Genomic DNA, 20,695 nt, shown 5'->3' with positions numbered 1-20,695 from the left:
GGCAACTTCTCATCACCATGCCAACATCTACACTTGACGATAAAGACGCAGCAGCAATCCAAGCTGCCAGAGTTGGGGTTGCTATATGCGATCGCACCGCCTGGGGACGTATCAAAGTATCTGGTGACGATCGCCTCAATTTCTTACACAACCAAAGTACTAACAATTTCCAAATACTCAAGCCTGGACAAGGTTGTGATACGGTTTTCGTCACTTCTACAGCCAGAACAATTGATTTAGCAACCGCCTATATTAGAGAAGATGCGGTAATCCTGCTAGTTTCACCCAACCGCCGCCAATATCTCATGGAATGGCTGGATAAATATATTTTCTATGCCGACAAGGTGGAATTATCTGATATCACAGAATACACCAACACCTTCAGCCTCATTGGCCCAGGAAGCGACGCTGTTTTAGAAAAATTGGGTATTGGCGAACTCATCGGCCAACCTTACGGTAATCACCAAGTATACACGATCGCTCCGGCTGAGGGGGTGCGGATTGCTGTGGGTAGCGGGTTAGCGGCTCCCGGATACACCTTCACTTTCCCTTATACTGACAAATCTTCGGTGTGGAACAAATTGTTAGAAGCTGGGGCGGTGGAGATGAGCGATCGCGCCTGGGATGCTTTGCGAATCTTACAAGGCCGCCCCGCGCCAGATGCGGAACTCACAGATGATTACAATCCTCTGGAAGTTGGTTTGTGGCAAACAATTTCTTTTACTAAAGGTTGCTATATTGGGCAAGAAACCATTGCTAGGTTAAATACATATAAAGGTGTAAAACAACACCTTTTGGGTATCCGCCTCAGTGCCCCTGCATCAGTTGGAAGTGCGATCGCAGTGGGAGATGAAAAGGTCGGCAAACTTACCAGTTACACAGAAACGGCTGATGGTTATTTTGGGCTAGGTTACATTCGCACCAAAGCTGGTGGCGTAGGCTTAAAAGTCCAAGTGGGAGAAACTGAGGGTGAAGTCATAGAAATCCCCTTTGTTTCTCATGATTACCCATAACTAATTTAAGTCAAAATATCTTCTTCTTTATTCCTAGTGCCGTAACAAAATTCATCTACCCAAGAAGCTAAACTACGGGCATTAGTGGTTGGTAAATTCACTTTGCTTTTAACATTTTGTGGTTGAATATTCGGGTGCTTGCCGTTACTTTTAACCTCAGTAGTAATTGCTAGCGATCGCACTGGTTTACCATTACTGTTAATTTCAGTAGTAATTGCCAGCAATGCCCCTACAGGGATGCGGACAGATGGCGCGTTGCTTTTAACCTCGCTAGCTAATGCCACAGATGGCATAGTTTTGGCTTTGCTGTTGGCTTCAGCAGTCATTGTTAGCGATGTTCCTGAAGGAAAACGTTCAAGGGGCGATGTCTGACGAGAAGCTGCAAAGTCGCTACGTACTGATTGATATTCGTTCAAGAAACCTGATGATGGCGTTTTCACCGGAGTATCTGGAGCAATCTTAGTAGCAAATGCAACTACTAACTCAGGTTTACGGGTGTAATCGACCTCTGTGGTAGCCGTAAATAATGGCGCAAGGCGATCGGTGCGTGACAAGTGGGAGTCTAGAGTCTTGGCAAGAGAACTAGGCACAATTTTGCTAGCAGTTACAATCGATGATAGATGTTTATCCTCAGAATGCTTCTCATCTGGCGACTCGATTTCAGCTTGGCTTATAGTCAGAGAATGCTCTGATTTTATTAAACGTAACTCTTCATCAGGATTGAAGTTAAGACCTAAAGCGGCAACTATTTTATCTGGATCGTTATTCAGATCCAGCATAAAAGCAAGTATTTCATCAAACTGGGGTTCTAAAACAGACAGTGTTGCCAAAATAAAACCGGACAAAGGACGGCGCAGACCATCGTAAGTCCCCCAAATTCGCATTTTGACCAGCCAAGAAATATTTTGCTCGTAGTAAACAAGCCAGTTTTGTTTTAAGGATTGACGCAGCTGTTGGATATTCATTGGATGCCTCGCTTCAGTCAACAAGATTACAGACCCTGATATGAATGGCACGCTTGAAAAGCTGAAACCTCCTTGCTGGCAGGGTGTGGGAGGTGTGGGAGGATGGGGAGGTGTGGGAGGATGGGGAGGTGTGGGAGGATGGGGAGGCAATGCAGCATTTGTTGATATGCAGTTATTCAATTTCTCCTCTTTCTCCCCCCACTCCCCACACTTCCCCCACTCCCCACACTCAAAAAGCAAGTTATATCAGGGCTTTGCGATTAACAAGCGTGCCATTCGACCCTGATATTGAAATATTTAGCTTTATTTCTGGGGATGAAACCGATAATAGAGCATCTGTTTGACTCTTTGACCACCTAGCAAATGATTTTCTATCAGTAGAGATACTTCATCGGGTCGAACACCGCTATACCAGACCATATCGGGCAATACCAGCACCATTGGCCCATTACCACATTGTCCCAAACAGCTGCTAGCCGTTACTGTTACATCAGGAATCGGCAAAGCTGTAAAAGCTGCAAAAACCTTGGCTGCACCTTGCTTTTTGCAGGTGCGATTTTGGCAAACCCGCACACATTTAGAAGAAGAGGGTTGGTCTATTGTCGAGAAGTTTGATGATTGAGTTATGTTTGACATTTTTTAACGAACCGCAGAGGCGCAGAGGACACAGAGGGGAGAGGAGCAGGGGGAGTATGGGAAGAACTATTGAACCGTAGCTAATGCCCAATGCCCAATGCCCAATGCCCAATTCCCAATTCCCTATAACTAATCTATAGAAAGTCCTTTAGAGGCTAGCCATTCAGGGTTGAATATCCGCGACTGATACCGGGAACCACTATCACACAAGATGGTGACAATGGTATGTCCAGGCCCCAACTGCTTTGCTAGGGCGACAGCTGCGCCAACATTAATACCTGTTGAGCCGCCCATTAACAGCCCATCTTTCCTCAGCAGTTGGTAAACTACCCGTAAAGCTTCTTTATCATCGATTTGGATGGCATCATCAGCAGGTGCGCCTTCCATATTGGCTGTGACACGACCATTTCCGATACCTTCGGTGATGGAATTTCCTTCTATATTGATTTCGCCGGTTTTGACATAGCTATAAAGTGCGCTACCCAGTGGATCGGCAACAACGCATTTAACTGCTGGATTTTGTTCTTTTAAGTACAACGCCACACCAGCATAAGTACCACCAGTACCAGTTGAAGCTGTCCATACATCTATTTTACCATCTGTCTGTTTCCAAATTTCCGGCCCTGTGGTTTCGTAGTGGGCATGGCGGTTGGCTAGGTTATCAAACTGATTCGCCCAAATAGCATTTTCCAACTCAGCAGCGACTCTTCCAGATAGCTTGACGTAGTTATTTGGGTCTTTGTAAGGTACAGCAGGAACGCGACGGACTTCTGCGCCTAATGCGATCAGTGCGTCTATTTTTTCTTGTGATTGGGTATCGGGAATAATAATTAGGCATTTGTAGCCTTTGGCGTTGCAAATATGCGCCAGTCCAATGCCAGTATTACCAGCAGTCCCTTCTACAACAGTACCACCAGGTTTGAGTAAACCTTTCTTTTCTGCATCTTCGATGATGTAAAGTGCGGCGCGGTCTTTGACGGAACCGCCAGGATTGAGAAATTCAGCTTTTGCGAGGATTTCACACCCTGTTTCTTCACTGAAGCTGTTTAAGCGAATCAGGGGTGTGTTGCCAACAGCGCCGACGAAGCCATTTTTAATATCCATTTTGACTATACCTGTGTGAGTATCTATAAAAATTTTGGCTTATAGCGATCGCATTTCCCCACTCGGCAATCCAATAATAATCATAGTTACCTAAGCGATCGCATCTGGCAGTGTAATATTCAGGGATTGCATAAGCTGGTTATATTGTCGTCAATTAATTTAAGATTAGCGCGATCGCATTTCGTCTCTGAGCAATCCAACAATAATCATAGTTGTTTACCGCCATACCTGAGCCAGCATCAGATCAAAATGAAAGTCATACGTCCACACTGGTAGCTTCATTTCTTCTGACAAAACGGCAGTGACAGCATCGCAGACGGTAATCCGTTGATCTGGAAAACTTGCAGCTTTTTCAACTGCTGCCATATATTGTTCCTGTGAAGGATTGACGAAATGAACTGCTCCTATACATTGTCTAGCAAAGCTAATCGCTTGTTCAGTTCCGAGACGATATAGCAAAAGATTATATGTTTCCAGGTAAACAGGAAAGGGAACTAGGATTATTAAATTTTCTGTATTTATACGTTGTAGTTCGGCTTGGGAGCGCTCATGATATTGGTCGTCTATATCTACAGCAGCATATAAAGGCCCAGTGTCAGCAATTACGGCTCTCAAGGTGTGTTTGGTGGCAATGACTGCAAAAACGTTTGTTCAGCTAGAATTTTATCGTGATTTACTGACGTATCTTTAAATCCGCTTCCCTTGGGTGCAGGAGTAAGGCGTAAACCTTGCTTTTGTGGAGGTAAATAACCACGTTGGCTGAGGAATTCTTCGAGGGCATTTTCTACGATAGCGTTAGCAGGTAAGGAAACTTCTTGATCGCCGATGTAAGCACTGAGAGCATTAGCGATCGCATCTGGCAGTATGATATTTAGGGATTGCATAAACTGGTTATATTGTTAGCGATTAATTTAAGATTAACGCGATCGCATCCCCTCTTCACCAAGCCAACCAATCATCATCCTGTGCAACAATAGCTGTAGCTTAGTCGGAGTACAAACTATGGACTGGCAACAGTACATTCATTCAGACCCCAAAATTCTGCTGGGTAAGCCGACCGTCAAAGAAACTCGTTTATCTGTAGAGTTCTTATTGGGTTTGTTTGCAGCAGGATGGACAGAACAACAAGTGGTAGAAAACTATCCTACTCTAACTCCAGAAGCATTAAGGGCAGTATTTGCTTTTACAGCAGAGTGTATGCGTGAAGAATCTTTTCTATAAGTATGCAATAAGCTTAAAAAAATTATTCAGATTGCATAAATTGTATTTTACACAACCGAGGACAAAGCGATGACCATTATCACAATAGATGATGAACTAATTAATGAAATTATCGCAGTCAGTCACTATAAAAATCCACAGGAAGCAGTCATTAAAATATTATCCAATTACTTGCAGCAACAAAAAAAAGAACTGCCTTTATTTGAGCGACTACGTTTTATAGACGACGAATCTGCTGAAGATGATATCGCCTCGTTGTTTGAACGTGATAGAGACACAGGTAGGAATTTTGAACTATGACTTATCTAATAGACACCTGTGTAATGTCTGAGTTTGTTAAAAAAGCTCCCAACTCCCAAGTTAGTCAATGGTTTAATCAGCAACCGATTGAACAACTATTTTTAAGTAGTATTACTATCGCTGAAATAAAAAAAGGGATTTATAAGATCCAAGACTCACAACCTGAACGATATCAAAAACTAAAAATATGGCTGCAAAGAGTAGAAATTGAATTTACTTCTCATATTTTACCGCTAACCGATGATATTTTAGATAATTGGGCAAAATTTTCTGCAAATGCCGAATTGAAAGGTAAAAAATTAGCTGTAATGGATAGTCTAATTGCCGCAACAGCACATCATCATAAATTAACTCTAGTTACCCGTAATGTTGATGATTTTAAACTGACACCAGTTAAAATTATGAATCCTTACAGTCTTGTGTAAATTATGACCACCCAACCCGGTATTGAGTCGAGATATTCGCACTCCCTCATCCCCCCACAACCTGATTGGGGTCAAACAACCACCCATCACCGACTATTTCCTCTAGGCGTTGATTGAGTAGCGGGAGGAAATATTCGGGGTTGTTGAGTCTTTGCTGAGTAAACCAAGCATCAAACGCTTCCTGCGTCTCAATTCCTTGTGTACGCCCTACACCTGATAGCATCATAAGACTCAATTCTCGGAGTCTCTCTAACTGGGGATGACCTTTACCTCTGAATTGGCAAAAGAATATTGCCGTTGCTCCTAGCCAAGCTTGTAGTTCATCGCCTTGAGGTACTGCATTATATAAAGCAATAATTAGCGCAATAGTCTCTGATAAAGGGCTTTCAAGTCTTAGGCAAAGCCATGTAGCTTGAGTTAGATAGACAAGACAGTTACTTGCAGATGCTACGCCTAAATTAGTTAGGACTGTTACTAAGTTGACATAAGCTTTTGACTCCCCTAAAGCTCGTGCTGACAATTCCAGTAACTCTAAACCTCGATCAATTTCACCTTGTTCAAAGGCTGTATACGCCATGTTGTTTAGGGTGAAAGCTTTTCCTCGGGCATCGCCAATATGCTCACTAATTGCCAAAGCTTGTTGCCATAAATTCAGCGCTTGCGGTATATCACCCTGTTTGAGGGTTGCTTGCCCCATGTTATTTAGGATGTAGGCTTTTGCTCTTGCATCGCCAATATGCTCACTAATTGCCAAAGCTTGTTGCCATAAATTCAGTGCTTGCGGTATATCACCCTTTTCGAAAAGTACGTATCCTATACCACTGAGGGCGGAAGCTTGGTCTTGGGCAGATCCTATGCGCTTACTAATTTCCAAGGCTTGCTGCCATAAATTCAGTGCTTGCGGTATATCACCCTTTTGGGCAATCACTTGTCCCATATCATTGAGAGTAGCAGCAATTCCTTGGGCGTTGCCTATAGCCTCATCAATTTCCAAAGATTCCTGCCATAATTGCAGTGCTTGTGAAATGTCTCCCTGTTGGGCTATGACTCTTGCCATTTGGTGGAGGGTAGCAGCTTTTCCTACAGCATCTCCAATTTTGTCCTTAATTTCTAAAGATTCCTGCCATAATTGCAGTGCTTGTGAGATGTCACTCTGTTGGGCTACGACTCTCGCTATTTGGTGGAGAACATTAGCTTTTCCTTGGAGATTCCCTGCGTGTTCCTCGATTTCCAACGCTTGTCTAGACAATTGAAGTGCTTTGTGGATGTCACCCTGTTGGGCAATTACCCGTGCCATATCGTTGAGGGTAAGAGCTTTTCCTTTGGAATCGCCAATGCACTCCTTAATTTTTAGTGATTCCTGCCAGAATTGTAGCGCTCCATGAATTTCCCCTTGTTGGGCCATTAAACCTGCTGTGTTATGGAATATAGTAGCTTTACGAATTTCATCCTCTTCAGGACAAGAATCCAAGGCTTTCTGATAATGGCTAAGTGCATTTTCGGCACTTCCTAATACAAATTCTGCTGGTGCAATGCTTGCCAAGATGCGGTAATCCGAGAAATTTTGTAGTACTTGAGAACAAAGTTTTACTACTTCCACATAACGGTGAGTATTGAACCAAAAAGCAGCGATTCTTTCCCCAACGCTAACAGCAATTTCCTGCTCTTTTGCCAGCAGTCCCAACCGCACAATTTCTAGTCCTTCTGCTTCTGTGCATTTGCTAGTCTTCTCCCACCAAACTTGATAGATTTCCCTCACCGCTTGCTGTCGCGTTGCTTGCCATTCTTCCTGAATCAACACTGTTTCTAACAACGATTCTAAAATTGTCGTCACTCGATAATTAGCTGGCTGGGTGGGGTGAGTGGTGGCAGACTCAACTAAGCTGAGGCTGACAAGCTTTTGTAGAGAAGCAACAGAGGGACAAATGGCGTTAATGATTTCAACAGTAACGGGCAAGTGAAACACACTCAAACGTGCGAGAAACTTTTGTTCTTCCAATTCCAAAGCATCCAGCAGAGTTTGTGCCAAGATATTTTCGCGGAATTTCTGCTCAGTCGCCTCCAGCCGATTCAGTAATTCATCCGCCGCTATTCCTGGCTGCTGAATCACCTCTAACAACCACTTTAGCAAGCGGGGATTACCATCGGCAATGTGGATAATCCTCTGAGTTCTTAACTGTTGCCTAACTTCTTTATCTAAAGGAAAGCAGATTTTATCAATATCACTACTACTCATCGCTGCCAAAGATTCCAAATGCAGGCGATGAGGTGGCAAGGTGTCTTCATTCAAATAACGACAGGTGACAATCAGCCGACTTTCTGCCGCGTTTTCCTCCAATGCTGTACAAATCGCCTCTAAAATTTCGTAAGCCTCTGCCGTCATCCGCAGTGAACCATTTTTAACGCTAGGATCGGGAATGTTTTGCTCAAAGTCATCCAGCACCAGCAGTAAGGGTTGGTTGTGTTCTTTTTCTATTGCTTCAAAAAAGTTTTGCAACCGTCCTTTAAAAGACACCTTTGGTTCGTTCAAAAGTGCAGGCACATCTGCAAACCGCTCAAACTTATTAGAAAGCTTAGTCAGCAAACCTATCTCATCCAAAGGGCCAATCACCACGACTCGCGCAAAATTAGAACGCTGCATTTGCACCCGCGTACATAACCGTGCCGCCAGAGTACTTTTGCCCAGTCCACCCATCCCGGCAATAAACACGCCGATTTGATCGCTGGTTTCCTGCAAAGCTTTGAGACACCGTTGCAAAGGTCGTCTGCGTCCCACAAACTCAAACCCACTGGCAACTTTAACTTGATTATTCTCATCCAAAAATTCTTGCTCTGACGCTGTGAATTTCAGCTTTTCACGATTTCTTGTTCTCAGAGGTGTCACTAGTTCTGCAATGGGGCGCGTATCCCGATACATCCGCAACAGATGCCAGTCGGTGCATTCTTTCTCAATCATCTTCTGCTGCGCCGCTTTCACCGCTTCTTCAACAGTTGCCCCCGTCGCTAAAGCTTGATAAAGTGCCTGTGCCGCTACAATACCCGTGCGGTCATACACCGGACGCGCCCAGCCTAAAACTATACCTGCTCCCACCTTCACCAATGCTTGCACCATTGAGGGTACTGTCCCCTTGTTAGCAACCTGTCCTGTATGACAACCAGAGAGAAAAGTTACACGCGGCCAGCGTCCCCGAAAGGCTTTAGCTAAATCACTGACGGTAGTAAGCTGCATATTCCCCACCTCATCCTCAGTGATGAAGCAGGGGGTATTCTCTGCCAGCGTTGTACCTGTTGGCACCAAAGAGCCGTAATCTTTTTTGGTATAAATTATCCCGTGTCCCGTGAGGTGAAAGACATCAAAATAGTCTTCTGTGTAGGATTTCACCAAATTAGTTAACTCTGCAACCGAGCCGCTTTCCTCAACAATCAACGCCAAAGGCTGATCCTTAGTTGCTTGCAAAATGTTTGCTTCTTCCCGCTCAAACCCTAGTGGTGGAACTCTCGGATCTTCAGGAGAAGTCGCCATAAATAGCAACCGCAAGGGGCGATTTTGCACACCAATCACTTAAGTTTGACGCTGCTGCACACAACGCACTAGCAAAACGGAAATATCCTCGCGTTCTAGTAAAAACCCTCCAACAGTGTGTAGCAACTCCCAAGGTAAATGTCCCAATCCCAAGGCTACCCGTTCTGTTTCGGGATTCAACCCCTGCGCTTCGCTGGTTTGAATCAAATCTAGAAGAATTGTTTGCTCATCCGCCTCATTCAGCGCCCTTCTCAACCATCCTTCTTTACCATCCAGCCATTGATAAAGTCGCCGTCCCAACTGTTCGAGATCGTGTAAGTTATCTGTTCGTCGAGGATAATAATTTTGCTCGCACAAATCAATCAGCGCTGCCAACTCCGTTTTATCCAGGCGACGCGAGCCATAATTACAGCGCAGTTCAAAAGTTTGCTGTTGACTGAGGGCGAAAGTAAAGTTTAGGGGCATGGCTGACAGCAGTGGTTTCCAGAGTAACCTTCACCGTATTATCCCCTTTTTCCCGAAATTCTCGCCGATATAGCGATTCCCTGTTACGTGAGGTACAGATAATATTTTAAAACGCAAAGGGACGCAAGGTAAAGCGCAGAGGTACGCAGAGATTTGTACCTCAGCAGACTGGGAAACGCTATAACTGTTACAAATTGCGTGATTAGCGAGATACTGCATTGATGCGATCGCAGTTCAACTATAAAATCTGGACATTATTAGGGCTGTGGTTCTATTAATTGTTATATTTGTTCAGAACACAAGTCTATTCTGTCAGAACACAAGTCTATTCTGTCAGAACACAAGTCTATTCTGTCAAAACGCAAGTCCATTCTGTCAGAACGCAAGTCTATTTTGTCAAAACGCAAGTCTATTCTGTCAAAACGCAAGTTTATTCTGTCAGAACACAAGTTTATTCTCAACAATTTTTTGTCTGATATCGTGCAATTACTGAGTTAGCAATCCAATCTTATTAAAAAAAATACCTATTTTTGTAAGCTTTACTGAACCGCTACATTGTCCCATTGAGACACTCTAGAAAGATAAAGTTTAGTAAAAAGCATAGATTGATGCCACGCAAACAAAGAAGCTCTTCCGTGCTAGAAAAAACCGAAAAGAGAGTAGTCGGATTTAAATCGATTGATTCCAGCCTTGACTTTGGTGATTCTATCAGTTTAAACAATTTAATCCAGTTAACTGGACAACTCCGCAACCAGATCGACCAGTATAATATGATGCTAACTGCCCTTGATTCGGCAAAGGCAAAAATAGAAACCCTTGAAAAGAACATTTGCGACACCTCAGAACGTTTAGTTAGTGGTGTGGTGTCAAAGTATGGCAAAGATAGCCGGGAATACGAGATGACAGGCGGGGTACGCAAAAGCGATCGCATTCGTAAAGCCACCATTACCCGGTTAAAATCCACCGCAGACTCAAAAGCGGCTGCTATGCAAACAGTGTAATGAGCAAAAATTAGGCATCATTACACCGTGAATGATGCCCATTGCCTTGCATGGCATTGGACAATCACAACTTAATGGGCAATGAAAATTTAAATAGTAAATTTACTGGGGTTGTTAAATACTTACGTAAGTTACTATACAGCATAATTGATGAGTAAATGCTGATATCTTTTCATTGTCTTAGACGGGATGGACACTGATGACATCTGAGAGCGATCGCCAAAAAGAACTTGAACACCGGGAACGCTTATTACGGGAACGAGAAGTTGAATTGCGACTCCGGGAAATGGAAACCAACCTCCATGTTAACGATGCGGCTTTTCATCAAACTGTGAAGCATCAGCCAGAAAATTCCCAGAAACCTTGGATGAAAAAAGTGATTCTGGGTGGAAAGCTTTTTGCTCTCGGTGTAGTAGCACTAGTTGCAGTAAGAATAGCCTCAGTGTTAGCTGGGTTTATTATTGTTGGGGCGCTGGGATGGATGTCTTACAAATTATTTTTGGAATCTAAAAAAACCAGTCTTTAATAAAGGTGTAATTTTTATGACAAATCAGGTAGCAACTGACAGATTTATCCAAGATTTAGAGCGGGTTGCTCAAGTGCGATCAGAGATGTCTGTATGTTTAAGTAAACTGGCTGAAACAATTAATCAAGCTGAGTTAGCTGGAGATTCTTCATCAGGAAAGCTCAGTTTAGAGCGAGATATTGAAGATATTACAATAGCTAGTAAAAACCTCCGCCAAGGTGTATTTCGCCTTTTGGTATTGGGCGATATGAAGCGGGGAAAAAGTACGTTTCTCAATGCCTTAATTGGTGAGAACTTATTACCGAGCGATGTTAACCCTTGTACCGCAGTCTTAACAGTTTTACGCTATGGGCCAGAAAAGAAAGTCACCATTCATTTTAATGATGGAAAAAGCCCACAACAGCTAGACTTCCAGAACTTTAAATATAAATATACTATTGACCCGGCTGAAGCTAAAAAACTAGAGCAGGAGAAAAAACAAGCCTTTCCCGATGTTGATTATGCAGTAGTTGAGTATCCCTTAACGCTACTACAAAAGGGAATTGAAATTGTCGATAGCCCAGGATTGAATGATACAGAAGCACGAAACGAATTATCTTTGGGTTATGTAAATAATTGCCATGCAATTTTGTTTGTGATGAGAGCTTCTCAACCTTGTACCTTGGGTGAGCGTCGCTACCTAGAAAATTATATCAAAGGTCGGGGATTGACGGTTTTCTTTTTAGTTAACGCTTGGGATCAGGTGCGGGAATCATTGATTGATCCTGATGATGTCGAAGAATTACAAGCATCTGAGAATAGATTGCGGCAAGTATTTAACGCGAATTTAGCAGAATATTGTACTGTAGAAGGTCAGAATATTTATGACGAACGCGTGTTTGAGCTTTCGTCAATTCAAGCACTCAGACGACGGTTGAAGAACCCCCAAGCTGATTTAGATGGGACTGGCTTTCCGAAGTTTATGGAAGCGCTTAATACTTTTCTTACCAGAGAACGTGCGATCGCAGAACTTCGTCAAGTCAGAACCTTAGCGAGACAAGCTTGCAATCATACCCGCGAAGCAGTTGCAAGACGAATACCATTACTTGACCAAGATGTAAATGAATTAAAAAAACGGATTGATTCAGTAGAACCTGAGTTTAACAAACTCACAGGTATCCGAGATGAATTCCAAAAAGAAATTATCAATACCAGGGACACTCAAGCAAGAACGATTTCTGAATCTTTCCGCAGTTACGTTTTAAACTTAGGTAATACCTTTGAAAACGACTTCTTACGCTATCAACCAGAATTAAATTTGTTTGATTTTCTCAGCAGTGGGAAACGAGAAGCATTTAACGCCGCACTGCAAAAAGCCTTTGAGCAATATATTACTGACAAATCTGCGGCTTGGACATTAACTGCTGAAAAAGATATTAACGCAGCTTTTAAAGAACTTTCTCGCAGTGCTGCACAATATGGCGCATCTTACAATCAAATCACAGACCAAATTACAGAAAAGCTCACCGGACAAGATGTAAAGGTACATACCACTACTACTGCTGAAGAAGATAACTCTCCCGGTTGGGCAAAATGGGCAATGGGATTGTTATCACTCTCTAAGGGAAATCTTGCTGGTTTCGCAATGGCGGGGGCTGGATTTGATTGGAAAAATATCTTGTTAAACTACTTCACTGTAATTGGCATTGGCGGGATAATTACAGCAGTGACAGGGGTTTTGCTTGGCCCAATCGGATTTGCATTACTAGGTTTGGGAGTAGGCTTTTTGCAAGCAGATCAAGCCCGTAAAGAGTTAGTTAAAACGGCGAAGAAAGAGTTAGTTAAACATCTACCTCAAGTAGCACATGAGCAATCTCAGGTTGTATATAATGCCGTGAAAGAGTGTTTTGATTCTTACGAAAGAGAAGTGAGTAAGCGGATCAACGATGATATTGTCTCTCGCAAATCTGAATTAGATAATTTAGTTAAACAGAAACAAACCCGCGAAATCAATCGTGAGGGTGAGTTCAATCGCTTAAAAAACTTACAGGAAGATGTAATAGCCCAGTTGCAAAAAATAGAGGCAGCCTATAGCAATTTATTAGCCTACTATAGCTAACACATCTGTTCCCAGCTTCTAGCATAGAATGGCTATTGGGAGGCTCTACCTCCCATAAATATAAATCAATACGGTTCAGTTAAGCATCTCTTTCTTCTCTCTGTGTTCTCTGCGCCTCTGCGGTTAGTAAAAAAAACAAACTTTGACAAAGATTTTTAGCATTAACTGAACTGTATTGAAGTATAAGTAGCTAAACGTAAATAAATTAAAGTTTGTATAGCAGTCCTAAATCATTTGTAAAAATAAATTAACCGCAGAGACGCAGAGAGCGCAGAGAGAAGAATAATAGATTTATTTTCACCACTCATTTAAGATTGTTGTAGTAAAGGCTTTAGTCCTAATAACGTTTACTATCAGCGATTAATTACTCACTACGATCTAGGATTTTATTGGATGTTGAATTATGCTTAACTACTTAATAATGTGAGACAGTAGCCTTAATGATTTGTATTACCACGTGGAGCCTGAGAACAAATAACTATGCAACAACAATATGAAGGTTATAAGGATTTAGCAGATTCTCTCAAATCTACATCCGCATTACTGAATTTAGAACGCAAATCACAATTGCATCAAGATATAATTACCATTTGCAATCATCTAGTTAATCCTAGCTTCCGCATTGCGGTATTTGGCCCCTTTAATCATGGCAAGTCTACCTTACTGAATGCCATGCTAGGGAATCGCACCTTACCAATTGATTTAATCCCCACTACAGGCGCATCGATTTCTGTCAAGTATGGCTCTGATGTGCGAACTCGCATCATGTTGGTAGATGGCATAGAAATCTATCGCAGTGGCACAGAAATTTTACAACAATTTGCAATTCTTGATGGCAATAGGCAGATGCGAAAAGATGTAGCATCTGTGGAAGTTTTTTGCCCACATCCCTTCTTGGAAACGGGAGTAGAATTTCTTGATTTACCGGGAACTAATGATAGAGATGAACAAGATAATTTAGTCAGAGAACAACTTTTAGGTGCAGATTTAGTTATTCAATTATTAGATGCACGGAAGTTAATGACTTTAGGTGAACGCGAAAATTTGCGAGATTGGCTATTAGATCGCGGTATTAAAACAGTTATATTTGTTGCTAATTTTCTGAACTTACTCGAACCCGACGAGCAAAAACAAGTCCAAAATCGCCTGCTGTTTGTTGCAGAAAGCTTTCGAGCCGAATTACCTCCAGGTTTTAGTAATTTATATCGCGTTGATGCTTTACCTGCTTTAAGAGCTAGATTAAAAGGTGATGTTGCGGCTGCTAATAGTAGCGGGTTAGCGGCTTTTGAAACAGCTTTGCAAAATATTGTGGGGATTTTGCAACCAGATCGTGGTAGCGTGCGTTTGCCAAGAGTACAAGCGATCGCTTCTCAAATCCAATACTCATTAAAAGCTAAAATTGACCCAATTACTCTTGAAATAAAATCTTTTGATGATAAACAAAATAGTAAAATTGAAATTAAGCAAAAAGCAGCTAACTTAATTTATAAAGGTTTCACTACCAGCATCGAAGAATTACGCGATTGGCTAGAATTACCCAAGCTACTTACAAAATATCAAGCTGATGCGGCAGTTGCATTGGCAGAAAATAAGTTTAAAGATTGGCAAACAAATACTCTTAAAAAAGACCTGAATCAATTACAATTATCTGCTGTAAAATGGCTTTATCAAGCTTACGAATTTTTCCAAGAAGAACGACCGCAAGATTTATTAATTCCTTTTCCTAGCGAACCACAAGTAATACTACCCCCAAAGCCAAACAATACAGATGATTTGAGTGAACCAGGTTCCATCGCTGTTGGTGGTGGTATCGGTTGGTTATTAGGCGGCCCAGTTGGCGCTGCTGTCGTCGGGAGTATTTCTTATTTGCTAAACAAGAATATCCAAAAACAAGATGATCAATTAGCAAAAGAATCTTATCATCAGGAAGTTGCTAAACTTTGTATAAGCACAATTGAAGATTATTTTTCTAGTTTTAGCAGCCAAGGTTTATCCATTTTAACTGAATATGAACGGCAATCGGAAAAAGTGATTTGCTTTCAATTCAGCCAAGAGCCAGGGGAAATTACTAATAAACGTGAGAGTTTGCAGCTATTACAAAATGGTTTTAATCGGTTGCTACGAGAGTTAGAAAAAGTCAAAATACTCTCAAATGATCAACCTTATAAAGAAATACCAAAATACACAAATACCAATAGAAAATATTCACCACAGCCAGAAAGAGTTAAACTTTCCCCTGAAAAAGATCCTGTTATTAAGCAACAACAGGAAAAGACTGCTAAAAATAGTGGCACAAGGGTAGAATCTGTTTCTCCACCACCATCGCCAAAAGCTTCTCCGTCTCCGCGTCCTGAAGAGGTGGAGGCGAAATTTCGTGATTGGGAACTCAATGAGGAAATAGCGTGGATGAAAGCAGAGATGCAATCGCCTGGTTCCCAAACTAGCAAACAGCAAAATACAACTCAAAGCAATAAAGCACCCAGCCAAACAAAAACCCAAACGGAAAAAGATAAGATTACTCGCGCCTATGGCATCTTAGGATTGCAAACAAATGCTTCTCAGGCTGAGGTAAAGCAGGCTTATCGAACCTTAGTAAAAAAATGGCATCCAGATTTGTTTGTGAATCAGCCGCAACTGCTCAAGCAAGCACAAGAAAAAATGCACTTAGTTAATGATGCTTACACAATTTTGAGTGATAAATAAACAACAAGATACTGGACTTATTTAATAAGTTAGATTTCATCCTAATTTCATTTCTGGCTGCCAAGCTAATAAGTAAATATAGAATTAGGAAACTATGAGGTGAGATTTATGCAACTCCTATCTTTGAGGAATGGCTTTTTGGCGTTAACTTTTACTGCGATCGCTTCAGCCAGTGCGTTAATGACAGGTTGTACTAGTAGTGCTTCCCAGAACCAAAGCCAAGCAACAAAGGCAACCACCACCAATGCTAACGACAAGCAGATGATGAATCACGGTGGTGGCATGATGAATCACAGCATGGGAATGGATTTAGGCCCAGCCGATGCTAATTTTGATTTACGATTTATCGACGCTATGATACCCCACCATCAAGGGGCGGTGGAAATGGCTAAAGAAGCGCAGGTAAAATCAAAACGTCCTGAAATCAAAAAACTAGCAGACAATATTATCAAATCGCAAAACCAAGAAATCACTCAGATGAAGCAGTGGCGACAAGCTTGGTATCCCAAGGCGGGAGATAAACCAATGGCTTACAACAGTCAAATGGGCCACATGATGGAAATGTCATCTGAGCAGATGCAAACTATGATGATGAGTCAGAATTTAGGTGCAGCCGATGCTGAGTTTGATCTGCGCTTTATCAATGCGATGATTCCTCACCATGAAGGGGCTGTAACAATGGCGCAAGATGCCTTAAGTAAGTCTAAGCGACCTGAAATCAAGAAATTAGCCCAAGAAATTGTTAAAGCCCAAGAGATAGAAATTAAAGAAATGCAACAGTGGCGGAAAGCCTGGTACAACAAGTAATTCGTAATTCGTAATATGGTTTTGCGGAGGTTTTATAAGTATCTGTATAAATCTGCAAGTAACCAATATGTATTTGCGGTTTAGACCGATAACTGGAATCTGTCGCGGGAACGATACACGACAGTATCGAACTGAAACTAAAGCAACCCGGACGTATTGAACCAGTTGTAAAGCAGCTTTTACCAAATATTTGTGTAATTGGGAAAGCTGCATTCAACAGCAGTCAAATTCTAAAAGGCATATTCTCAGCGCCATTCATCATTCTCACCCAAAAAAACAAAGACGCAAAGATATAACTTTGTGCCTTTGCTTTTTTATCCGAAATCATTTTCAGATTTACTTGTTAGGCTGAGGAGTCATTCGCAGATAGGGTTTGATTTCCTCGTAACCTTTGGGGAATTTCTCTTTAAGTACTTCTGGATCTTTCAGTGAGGGGACAATTACAACATCCTCTCCATCTTTCCAGTCAGCTGGTGTCGCCACGCTGTAATTATCAGTCAATTGCAGAGAATCAATCACCCGCAAAATTTCATCAAAGTTACGTCCCGTGCTGGGAGGATAGGTGAAAGAGAGACGGAGTTTTTTATTGGGGTCAATCACGAAAACTGATCGCACTGTCACAGTCGCATTAGCATTCGGGTGAATCATATCGTAAAGCTCAGAAACCTTACGATCTGCATCCGCCAAAATTGGGTAGTTAAGGGTGGTGCTTTGAGTTTCTTCAATGTCTCCAACCCAGCCTTTGTGAGATTCTACGTCATCAACGCTGAGTGCGATCGCTTTGACATTGCGCTTGTCAAATTCTGGTTTGAGCTTGGCAACTGTGCCGAGTTCTGTTGTACAAACAGGTGTAAAATCAGCAGGGTGAGAGAACAGCACAACCCAGCTGTCACCTGCCCATTGGTAAAAATCGATGTCGCCGTGTGTTGAGGCTTGCGTAAAGTTGGGTACTGTGTCACCTAGACGGAGAGCCATGTGAGATTCCCTGTAGTTAGAAAGGCATATATATTTTAGTATGCTATGCCATCATTACATAAAACTCCCATTTCCCAATCGGGCTTTAGCGGTTTGAAACAAAATTTTAGGTTGTCAGCACTCTCGGATAAAGGATGAAAAAGAGGTAAAACTATTGACTAAAATACACATATATGCTTTAAATTAGTATGTTTTCCTTATAGGTTTTTTTTAGATTTCAAAAATCAAATAGGAATTCTATAATTATAAATTTCCACGCCGCCTTACTTATCTTAGCTTTGAATGTGTAAGTCTATATCAACTCTACCTTGCTTGACTTGAGCAATGCATCGTAACCACTCATGCCAAACAGCAGGGTCAGCAGTTTCACCATCTCCTATAGTACTCATGTCTCCAAGTAATCCTCCCAAGTCATTTGATTGGGTTCTTTCATACACTTCAACTAAGAAGACGTACATTGCAGTATAAGCTTCTTTTTCAGTCAGATTGATACTCATTAATTACTTCCTCCTGGCGTGGAACTAGATAAGTAGCGACTGTCTTAAAAGTCAAGCGAACGTTAACAAAAAACCGGGACTCTTAACATTGACGCAACTGGGGAACGCAGCGCTAGATTCTGCGGTGGCTGGTACGGGCAAAAAGACTTGTGGCTCTTGGTTAAGATGGTAGCAGCCCGCACCAGCCACTCCGCTTCGCCGCAGAATCTTCCCCAGTTGCTGGATTTCCCGTGGAGATAAAAAAGAGCATAAAAAGTTGACCCAAATGCCGCAATGGGATCATCGGGGGGACTATTCCAAAGTATAAAAACGTTGAGTTGTGATTAAGCGTTGGCAATGGGTTGTAAGTTGTCAGTTACACGCCAAGGCAAATTATCTCGAACCATTGCATTTAGAATGACTAACATTTTATGAACGCAAGCAGTGAGAGCTAATTTTTTCGATTTACCACGTTCGACGAGGCGCTCATAAAAGGCCTTTATAACCGGATTATGACGCATAGCAACAACAGCACCCATATAAAGAATGGCACGAACATGAGCGCGACCGCCATTAATCATGCGCTTACCTTTGTGTTGACCACTATCATGATTAATTGGTGCAACACCAACTAAGCGAGAAATTTGTTTGGCAGTGAGTTGACCCAGTTCTGGTAAATCCGAAACCAGAGTTGTCGAAATTACTTGACCAATACCAGGAGTACTTTTAAGTAAATTAACTTTATCAATCCATTGAAGATTGTTTTGCGTCAATTCGGCAATTTTTTGATTGAGTTGTTTGAGGTGTTCTTCCAGGTATTCAATATGAGCCTCAATATCTGCCAAGGCTTGACCACGAGTGCGTGAGCGGCGATTCTTTTCGGCTGTCTGCATCTCCACTAATTGTCGTCTGCGACTAATTAATTCCGATAATTGACGCGCCATTTCGGATTGAATGGCTAAAACTTGGGGTTTCATCGCTTCGCCAAAATGTGCCAATATTTGTGCATCAATGGCATCAGTTTTGGCCCAGCTTACCCGTAGCTTTCGCAAAATCTCGTCCTTGACGGGGATTAATTAATGCTACTGGTAAAAGTGCAGCTTGCAATTGGATTACTAGTTCAGTTTCTAATCCTCCGGTTGCTTCTAGTACAATCAGATTTAAACTATAGGATAAGAGTAGCTCCACTAGATTTGATATTTCTGATTCTGTATTTGCCACAATCATAGCTTTACCCAGAGGACGGATATAAACATCTAATGTGGCTTTACTCACATCAATACCTACCCATTGAGCAATATTTTCCATATTTCACTCTCACGGATTGTGTTTGTTATAGTTGATTCTTATCCCCTTGATTACACTCATCCTTGCACGATACGGACTGTATAATCTAAACATCAGTATTTAAATTTTTGCCCCTGGCGACTGTTCGAGTTCTGTCAAAGAGATTATTGTAGTGACCCATGCTACAAAGCGGTCTTTCTTGACCAAGGTTGGGACGGTCTACTACTCTTTCTAAGATACAAGGTTGGGTGCAGCGATAGCGTAACCCAACATAAAATTTGGTGGTAATGTTGGGTTACGTTTCACTCCACCCAACCTACTTACATCAATATATCTTTAAAAAAACTCTAGGTTTCAACATAGATGAGGTTTATTACAAATTCAATTGTTATAAAGCAAATAGTCAGAATAAAGACTACAAATATGTTTATTATTTTTGAATTTTGAATTACTTATGATGATAGTAATCCTTTTGGTTATTGGTGTTATCCTCAGCACAACTGCAAGTTTTGCTTTTGGAGTTCCCTGGTTGATGCCGATTTTAGGTACTGCTGTTCCCTATCCCATCTTCTTGTTACAAGTGCGTCGTCAACAATATAAAAGTGCTTTTTGGTGGATGTTACTGTGGGGAGTGTTGCAGAGTATTGCTGTAATTGTAGCAACTGCGATCGCACCAGAAACAGCAGCAAAAGTCATCCTTCGTGGACAGTCATACACTACAGAGATGTTCCACTGGATTCGCACGGGAGAAGGTATGGAAGGTTCACTCAATTTATTTTTACCAGACCATTTATTGCACTACGGTATTTTTTGTATTCTCTGCGTTGCCACTATTAGTAGCGTGGCATTGATATTCGGCACTTGGATGCTGAACTACATGAATTTTTATGTTGCAGAACTGGTAAAGGTTAGTGCTAAACCTTGGTTAGCAGCTATTTTAGGGTGGTATCCTTGGTCACTTCTGCGGATAATCGGGTTTATCGCCACTGGGGTGGCTTTAGCTGCATTAGGATTAAATTTATTAAATCGCATCAGAGGCGAAGTTCCTAAGTCTCCCTTTCCGAAAACTTATATGTTAATTGGGATTGGTTTTGTGATTGCGGATATCGTTGTCAAAGCAATTCTCGCACCTATTTGGCAAAAACTGCTGTTATCTGCGTTAGGTTAAGT

19 protein-coding genes and 2 pseudogenes are annotated in these 20,695 nt (G+C 41.9%); 11 read left to right on the top strand and 10 right to left on the bottom strand.

The annotated features are described in order from the left end of the window. Nucleotides 1–17 precede the first annotated feature (17 nt). Entirely contained in the window at nt 18–1,013 is a 996-nt protein-coding gene (locus tag FD724_RS08200) for a folate-binding protein YgfZ (protein ID WP_179072258.1), read from the top strand. 5 nt (nt 1,014–1,018) lie between these two features. Here FD724_RS08200 and FD724_RS08195 read toward each other — a convergent pair whose 3' ends face one another. From FD724_RS08195 to FD724_RS08175, 5 genes are all read right to left on the bottom strand, one after another. Then, nucleotides 1,019–2,158 carry a DUF5331 domain-containing protein gene (locus FD724_RS08195; RefSeq protein WP_256874485.1) on the bottom strand — a complete coding sequence of 380 codons (1,140 nt, stop codon included), beginning with the start codon at nt 2,156–2,158 and terminating at the stop codon, nt 1,019–1,021. A gap of 123 nt (nt 2,159–2,281) precedes the next feature. Further along, nucleotides 2,282–2,614, bottom strand: coding sequence for a ferredoxin (locus tag FD724_RS08190; protein WP_179072257.1), 333 nt, complete (start codon nt 2,612–2,614; stop codon nt 2,282–2,284). Nucleotides 2,615–2,743: 129 nt separating this feature from the next. Next, on the bottom strand, nt 2,744–3,718 hold the full coding sequence (locus FD724_RS08185; protein ID WP_179072256.1) for a cysteine synthase A: 975 nt from the start codon (nt 3,716–3,718) through the stop codon (nt 2,744–2,746). Between the two features lie 216 nt (nt 3,719–3,934). After that, nucleotides 3,935–4,333: a type II toxin-antitoxin system VapC family toxin gene (locus tag FD724_RS08180; protein WP_179072255.1), complete on the bottom strand. Its 399-nt coding sequence runs from the start codon at nt 4,331–4,333 to the stop codon at nt 3,935–3,937. Further along, complete coding sequence (locus tag FD724_RS08175) at nt 4,330–4,602, bottom strand: hypothetical protein (protein ID WP_179072254.1); 273 nt, start codon at nt 4,600–4,602, stop codon at nt 4,330–4,332. The genes FD724_RS08180 and FD724_RS08175 overlap by 4 nt, the downstream gene beginning before the upstream one ends. Before the next feature lie 118 nt (nt 4,603–4,720). Here FD724_RS08175 and FD724_RS08170 point away from each other — a divergent pair, with 118 nt between their 5' ends. The 3 genes from FD724_RS08170 to FD724_RS08160 all read left to right on the top strand — a co-directional run bounded on the left by FD724_RS08170 (nt 4,721) and on the right by FD724_RS08160 (nt 5,664). Beyond that, nucleotides 4,721–4,939: a DUF433 domain-containing protein gene (locus FD724_RS08170; protein ID WP_179072253.1), complete on the top strand. Its 219-nt coding sequence runs from the start codon at nt 4,721–4,723 to the stop codon at nt 4,937–4,939. A 69-nt stretch (nt 4,940–5,008) separates the two neighbouring features. Further along, nucleotides 5,009–5,239 (top strand): type II toxin-antitoxin system VapB family antitoxin, encoded by a 231-nt coding sequence (locus tag FD724_RS08165; protein WP_015131253.1) that lies wholly within the window; start codon nt 5,009–5,011, stop codon nt 5,237–5,239. Continuing rightward, nucleotides 5,236–5,664: a type II toxin-antitoxin system VapC family toxin gene (locus FD724_RS08160; RefSeq protein WP_179072252.1), complete on the top strand. Its 429-nt coding sequence runs from the start codon at nt 5,236–5,238 to the stop codon at nt 5,662–5,664. The genes FD724_RS08165 and FD724_RS08160 overlap by 4 nt, the downstream gene beginning before the upstream one ends. 46 nt (nt 5,665–5,710) lie before the next feature. Here the strand turns inward: FD724_RS08160 and FD724_RS08155 are convergent, their stop codons facing one another. Together FD724_RS08155 and FD724_RS40700 are read right to left on the bottom strand one after the other, a co-directional pair. Continuing rightward, nucleotides 5,711–9,187: a tetratricopeptide repeat protein gene (locus FD724_RS08155; protein ID WP_256874484.1), complete on the bottom strand. Its 3,477-nt coding sequence runs from the start codon at nt 9,185–9,187 to the stop codon at nt 5,711–5,713. Between the two features lie 39 nt (nt 9,188–9,226). Continuing rightward, complete coding sequence (locus FD724_RS40700) at nt 9,227–9,652, bottom strand: hypothetical protein (RefSeq protein WP_256874483.1); 426 nt, start codon at nt 9,650–9,652, stop codon at nt 9,227–9,229. Between the two features lie 608 nt (nt 9,653–10,260). On the opposite strand from FD724_RS40700, the gene FD724_RS08150 reads away from it, so the two are divergent. The 6 genes and pseudogenes from FD724_RS08150 to FD724_RS42005 all read left to right on the top strand — a co-directional run. Continuing rightward, nucleotides 10,261–10,653 (top strand): hypothetical protein, encoded by a 393-nt coding sequence (locus tag FD724_RS08150; protein ID WP_179072251.1) that lies wholly within the window; start codon nt 10,261–10,263, stop codon nt 10,651–10,653. A 199-nt stretch (nt 10,654–10,852) separates the two neighbouring features. Beyond that, nucleotides 10,853–11,179: a DUF3040 domain-containing protein gene (locus FD724_RS08145; RefSeq protein ID WP_179072250.1), complete on the top strand. Its 327-nt coding sequence runs from the start codon at nt 10,853–10,855 to the stop codon at nt 11,177–11,179. A 16-nt stretch (nt 11,180–11,195) separates the two neighbouring features. Continuing rightward, on the top strand, nt 11,196–13,277 hold the full coding sequence (locus FD724_RS08140; RefSeq protein ID WP_179072249.1) for a dynamin family protein: 2,082 nt from the start codon (nt 11,196–11,198) through the stop codon (nt 13,275–13,277). A 480-nt stretch (nt 13,278–13,757) separates the two neighbouring features. Continuing rightward, on the top strand, nt 13,758–15,980 hold the full coding sequence (locus tag FD724_RS08135; RefSeq protein WP_179072248.1) for a dynamin family protein: 2,223 nt from the start codon (nt 13,758–13,760) through the stop codon (nt 15,978–15,980). A 108-nt stretch (nt 15,981–16,088) separates the two neighbouring features. Beyond that, nucleotides 16,089–16,787, top strand: coding sequence for a DUF305 domain-containing protein (locus FD724_RS08130; RefSeq protein ID WP_179072247.1), 699 nt, complete (start codon nt 16,089–16,091; stop codon nt 16,785–16,787). A 92-nt stretch (nt 16,788–16,879) separates the two neighbouring features. Continuing rightward, nucleotides 16,880–17,055 (top strand): annotated as a pseudogene (locus FD724_RS42005) (two-component sensor histidine kinase); the annotation flags it as partial. A gap of 68 nt (nt 17,056–17,123) precedes the next feature. Here the strand turns inward: FD724_RS42005 and FD724_RS08125 are convergent. The 3 genes and pseudogenes from FD724_RS08125 to FD724_RS40295 form a co-directional block, all read right to left on the bottom strand. Continuing rightward, nucleotides 17,124–17,762, bottom strand: a complete 639-nt coding sequence (locus tag FD724_RS08125) for a peroxiredoxin (RefSeq protein ID WP_114085723.1) — start codon at nt 17,760–17,762, stop codon at nt 17,124–17,126. 272 nt (nt 17,763–18,034) lie between these two features. Beyond that, the gene (locus FD724_RS08120) at nt 18,035–18,259 is read right to left on the bottom strand and encodes a hypothetical protein (protein WP_179072246.1); all 225 of its coding nucleotides are present in this window, start codon (nt 18,257–18,259) and stop codon (nt 18,035–18,037) included. 323 nt (nt 18,260–18,582) lie between these two features. After that, a pseudogene (locus FD724_RS40295) lies at nt 18,583–19,546 on the bottom strand (IS110 family transposase). A 433-nt stretch (nt 19,547–19,979) separates the two neighbouring features. Here FD724_RS40295 and FD724_RS08115 point away from each other — a divergent pair. Then, a complete protein-coding gene (locus FD724_RS08115; protein ID WP_179072245.1) occupies nt 19,980–20,693 on the top strand; it encodes a hypothetical protein in 714 nt (237 codons plus the stop codon). Nucleotides 20,694–20,695: the final 2 nt, after the last annotated feature.

This window comes from Nostoc sp. C057 (genome assembly GCF_013393925.1).
Classification (GTDB): Bacteria; Cyanobacteriota; Cyanobacteriia; order Cyanobacteriales; family Nostocaceae; genus Nostoc; species Nostoc muscorum_A.
Note: the sequence above shows the minus strand (reverse complement) of the source record. Positions and strands in the feature narration are given on the sequence as shown.

What these genes read in the sequence shown, in the direction of transcription:
- FD724_RS08200 (WP_179072258.1), top strand. Translation starts at nt 18, where the DNA reads ATGCCAACATCTACACTTGACGATAAAGACGCAGCAGCAATCCAAGCT.
- FD724_RS08190 (WP_179072257.1), bottom strand. Translation starts at nt 2,614, where the DNA reads ATGTCAAACATAACTCAATCATCAAACTTCTCGACAATAGACCAACCC.
- FD724_RS08185 (WP_179072256.1), bottom strand. Translation starts at nt 3,718, where the DNA reads ATGGATATTAAAAATGGCTTCGTCGGCGCTGTTGGCAACACACCCCTG.
- FD724_RS08175 (WP_179072254.1), bottom strand. Translation starts at nt 4,602, where the DNA reads ATGCAATCCCTAAATATCATACTGCCAGATGCGATCGCTAATGCTCTC.
- FD724_RS08170 (WP_179072253.1), top strand. Translation starts at nt 4,721, where the DNA reads ATGGACTGGCAACAGTACATTCATTCAGACCCCAAAATTCTGCTGGGT.
- FD724_RS08165 (WP_015131253.1), top strand. Translation starts at nt 5,009, where the DNA reads ATGACCATTATCACAATAGATGATGAACTAATTAATGAAATTATCGCA.
- FD724_RS08160 (WP_179072252.1), top strand. Translation starts at nt 5,236, where the DNA reads ATGACTTATCTAATAGACACCTGTGTAATGTCTGAGTTTGTTAAAAAA.
- FD724_RS08155 (WP_256874484.1), bottom strand. Translation starts at nt 9,187, where the DNA reads ATGGCGACTTCTCCTGAAGATCCGAGAGTTCCACCACTAGGGTTTGAG.
- FD724_RS40700 (WP_256874483.1), bottom strand. Translation starts at nt 9,652, where the DNA reads ATGCCCCTAAACTTTACTTTCGCCCTCAGTCAACAGCAAACTTTTGAA.
- FD724_RS08150 (WP_179072251.1), top strand. Translation starts at nt 10,261, where the DNA reads ATGCCACGCAAACAAAGAAGCTCTTCCGTGCTAGAAAAAACCGAAAAG.
- FD724_RS08145 (WP_179072250.1), top strand. Translation starts at nt 10,853, where the DNA reads ATGACATCTGAGAGCGATCGCCAAAAAGAACTTGAACACCGGGAACGC.
- FD724_RS08140 (WP_179072249.1), top strand. Translation starts at nt 11,196, where the DNA reads ATGACAAATCAGGTAGCAACTGACAGATTTATCCAAGATTTAGAGCGG.
- FD724_RS08135 (WP_179072248.1), top strand. Translation starts at nt 13,758, where the DNA reads ATGCAACAACAATATGAAGGTTATAAGGATTTAGCAGATTCTCTCAAA.
- FD724_RS08130 (WP_179072247.1), top strand. Translation starts at nt 16,089, where the DNA reads ATGCAACTCCTATCTTTGAGGAATGGCTTTTTGGCGTTAACTTTTACT.
- FD724_RS08125 (WP_114085723.1), bottom strand. Translation starts at nt 17,762, where the DNA reads ATGGCTCTCCGTCTAGGTGACACAGTACCCAACTTTACGCAAGCCTCA.
- FD724_RS08120 (WP_179072246.1), bottom strand. Translation starts at nt 18,259, where the DNA reads ATGAGTATCAATCTGACTGAAAAAGAAGCTTATACTGCAATGTACGTC.
- FD724_RS08115 (WP_179072245.1), top strand. Translation starts at nt 19,980, where the DNA reads ATGATGATAGTAATCCTTTTGGTTATTGGTGTTATCCTCAGCACAACT.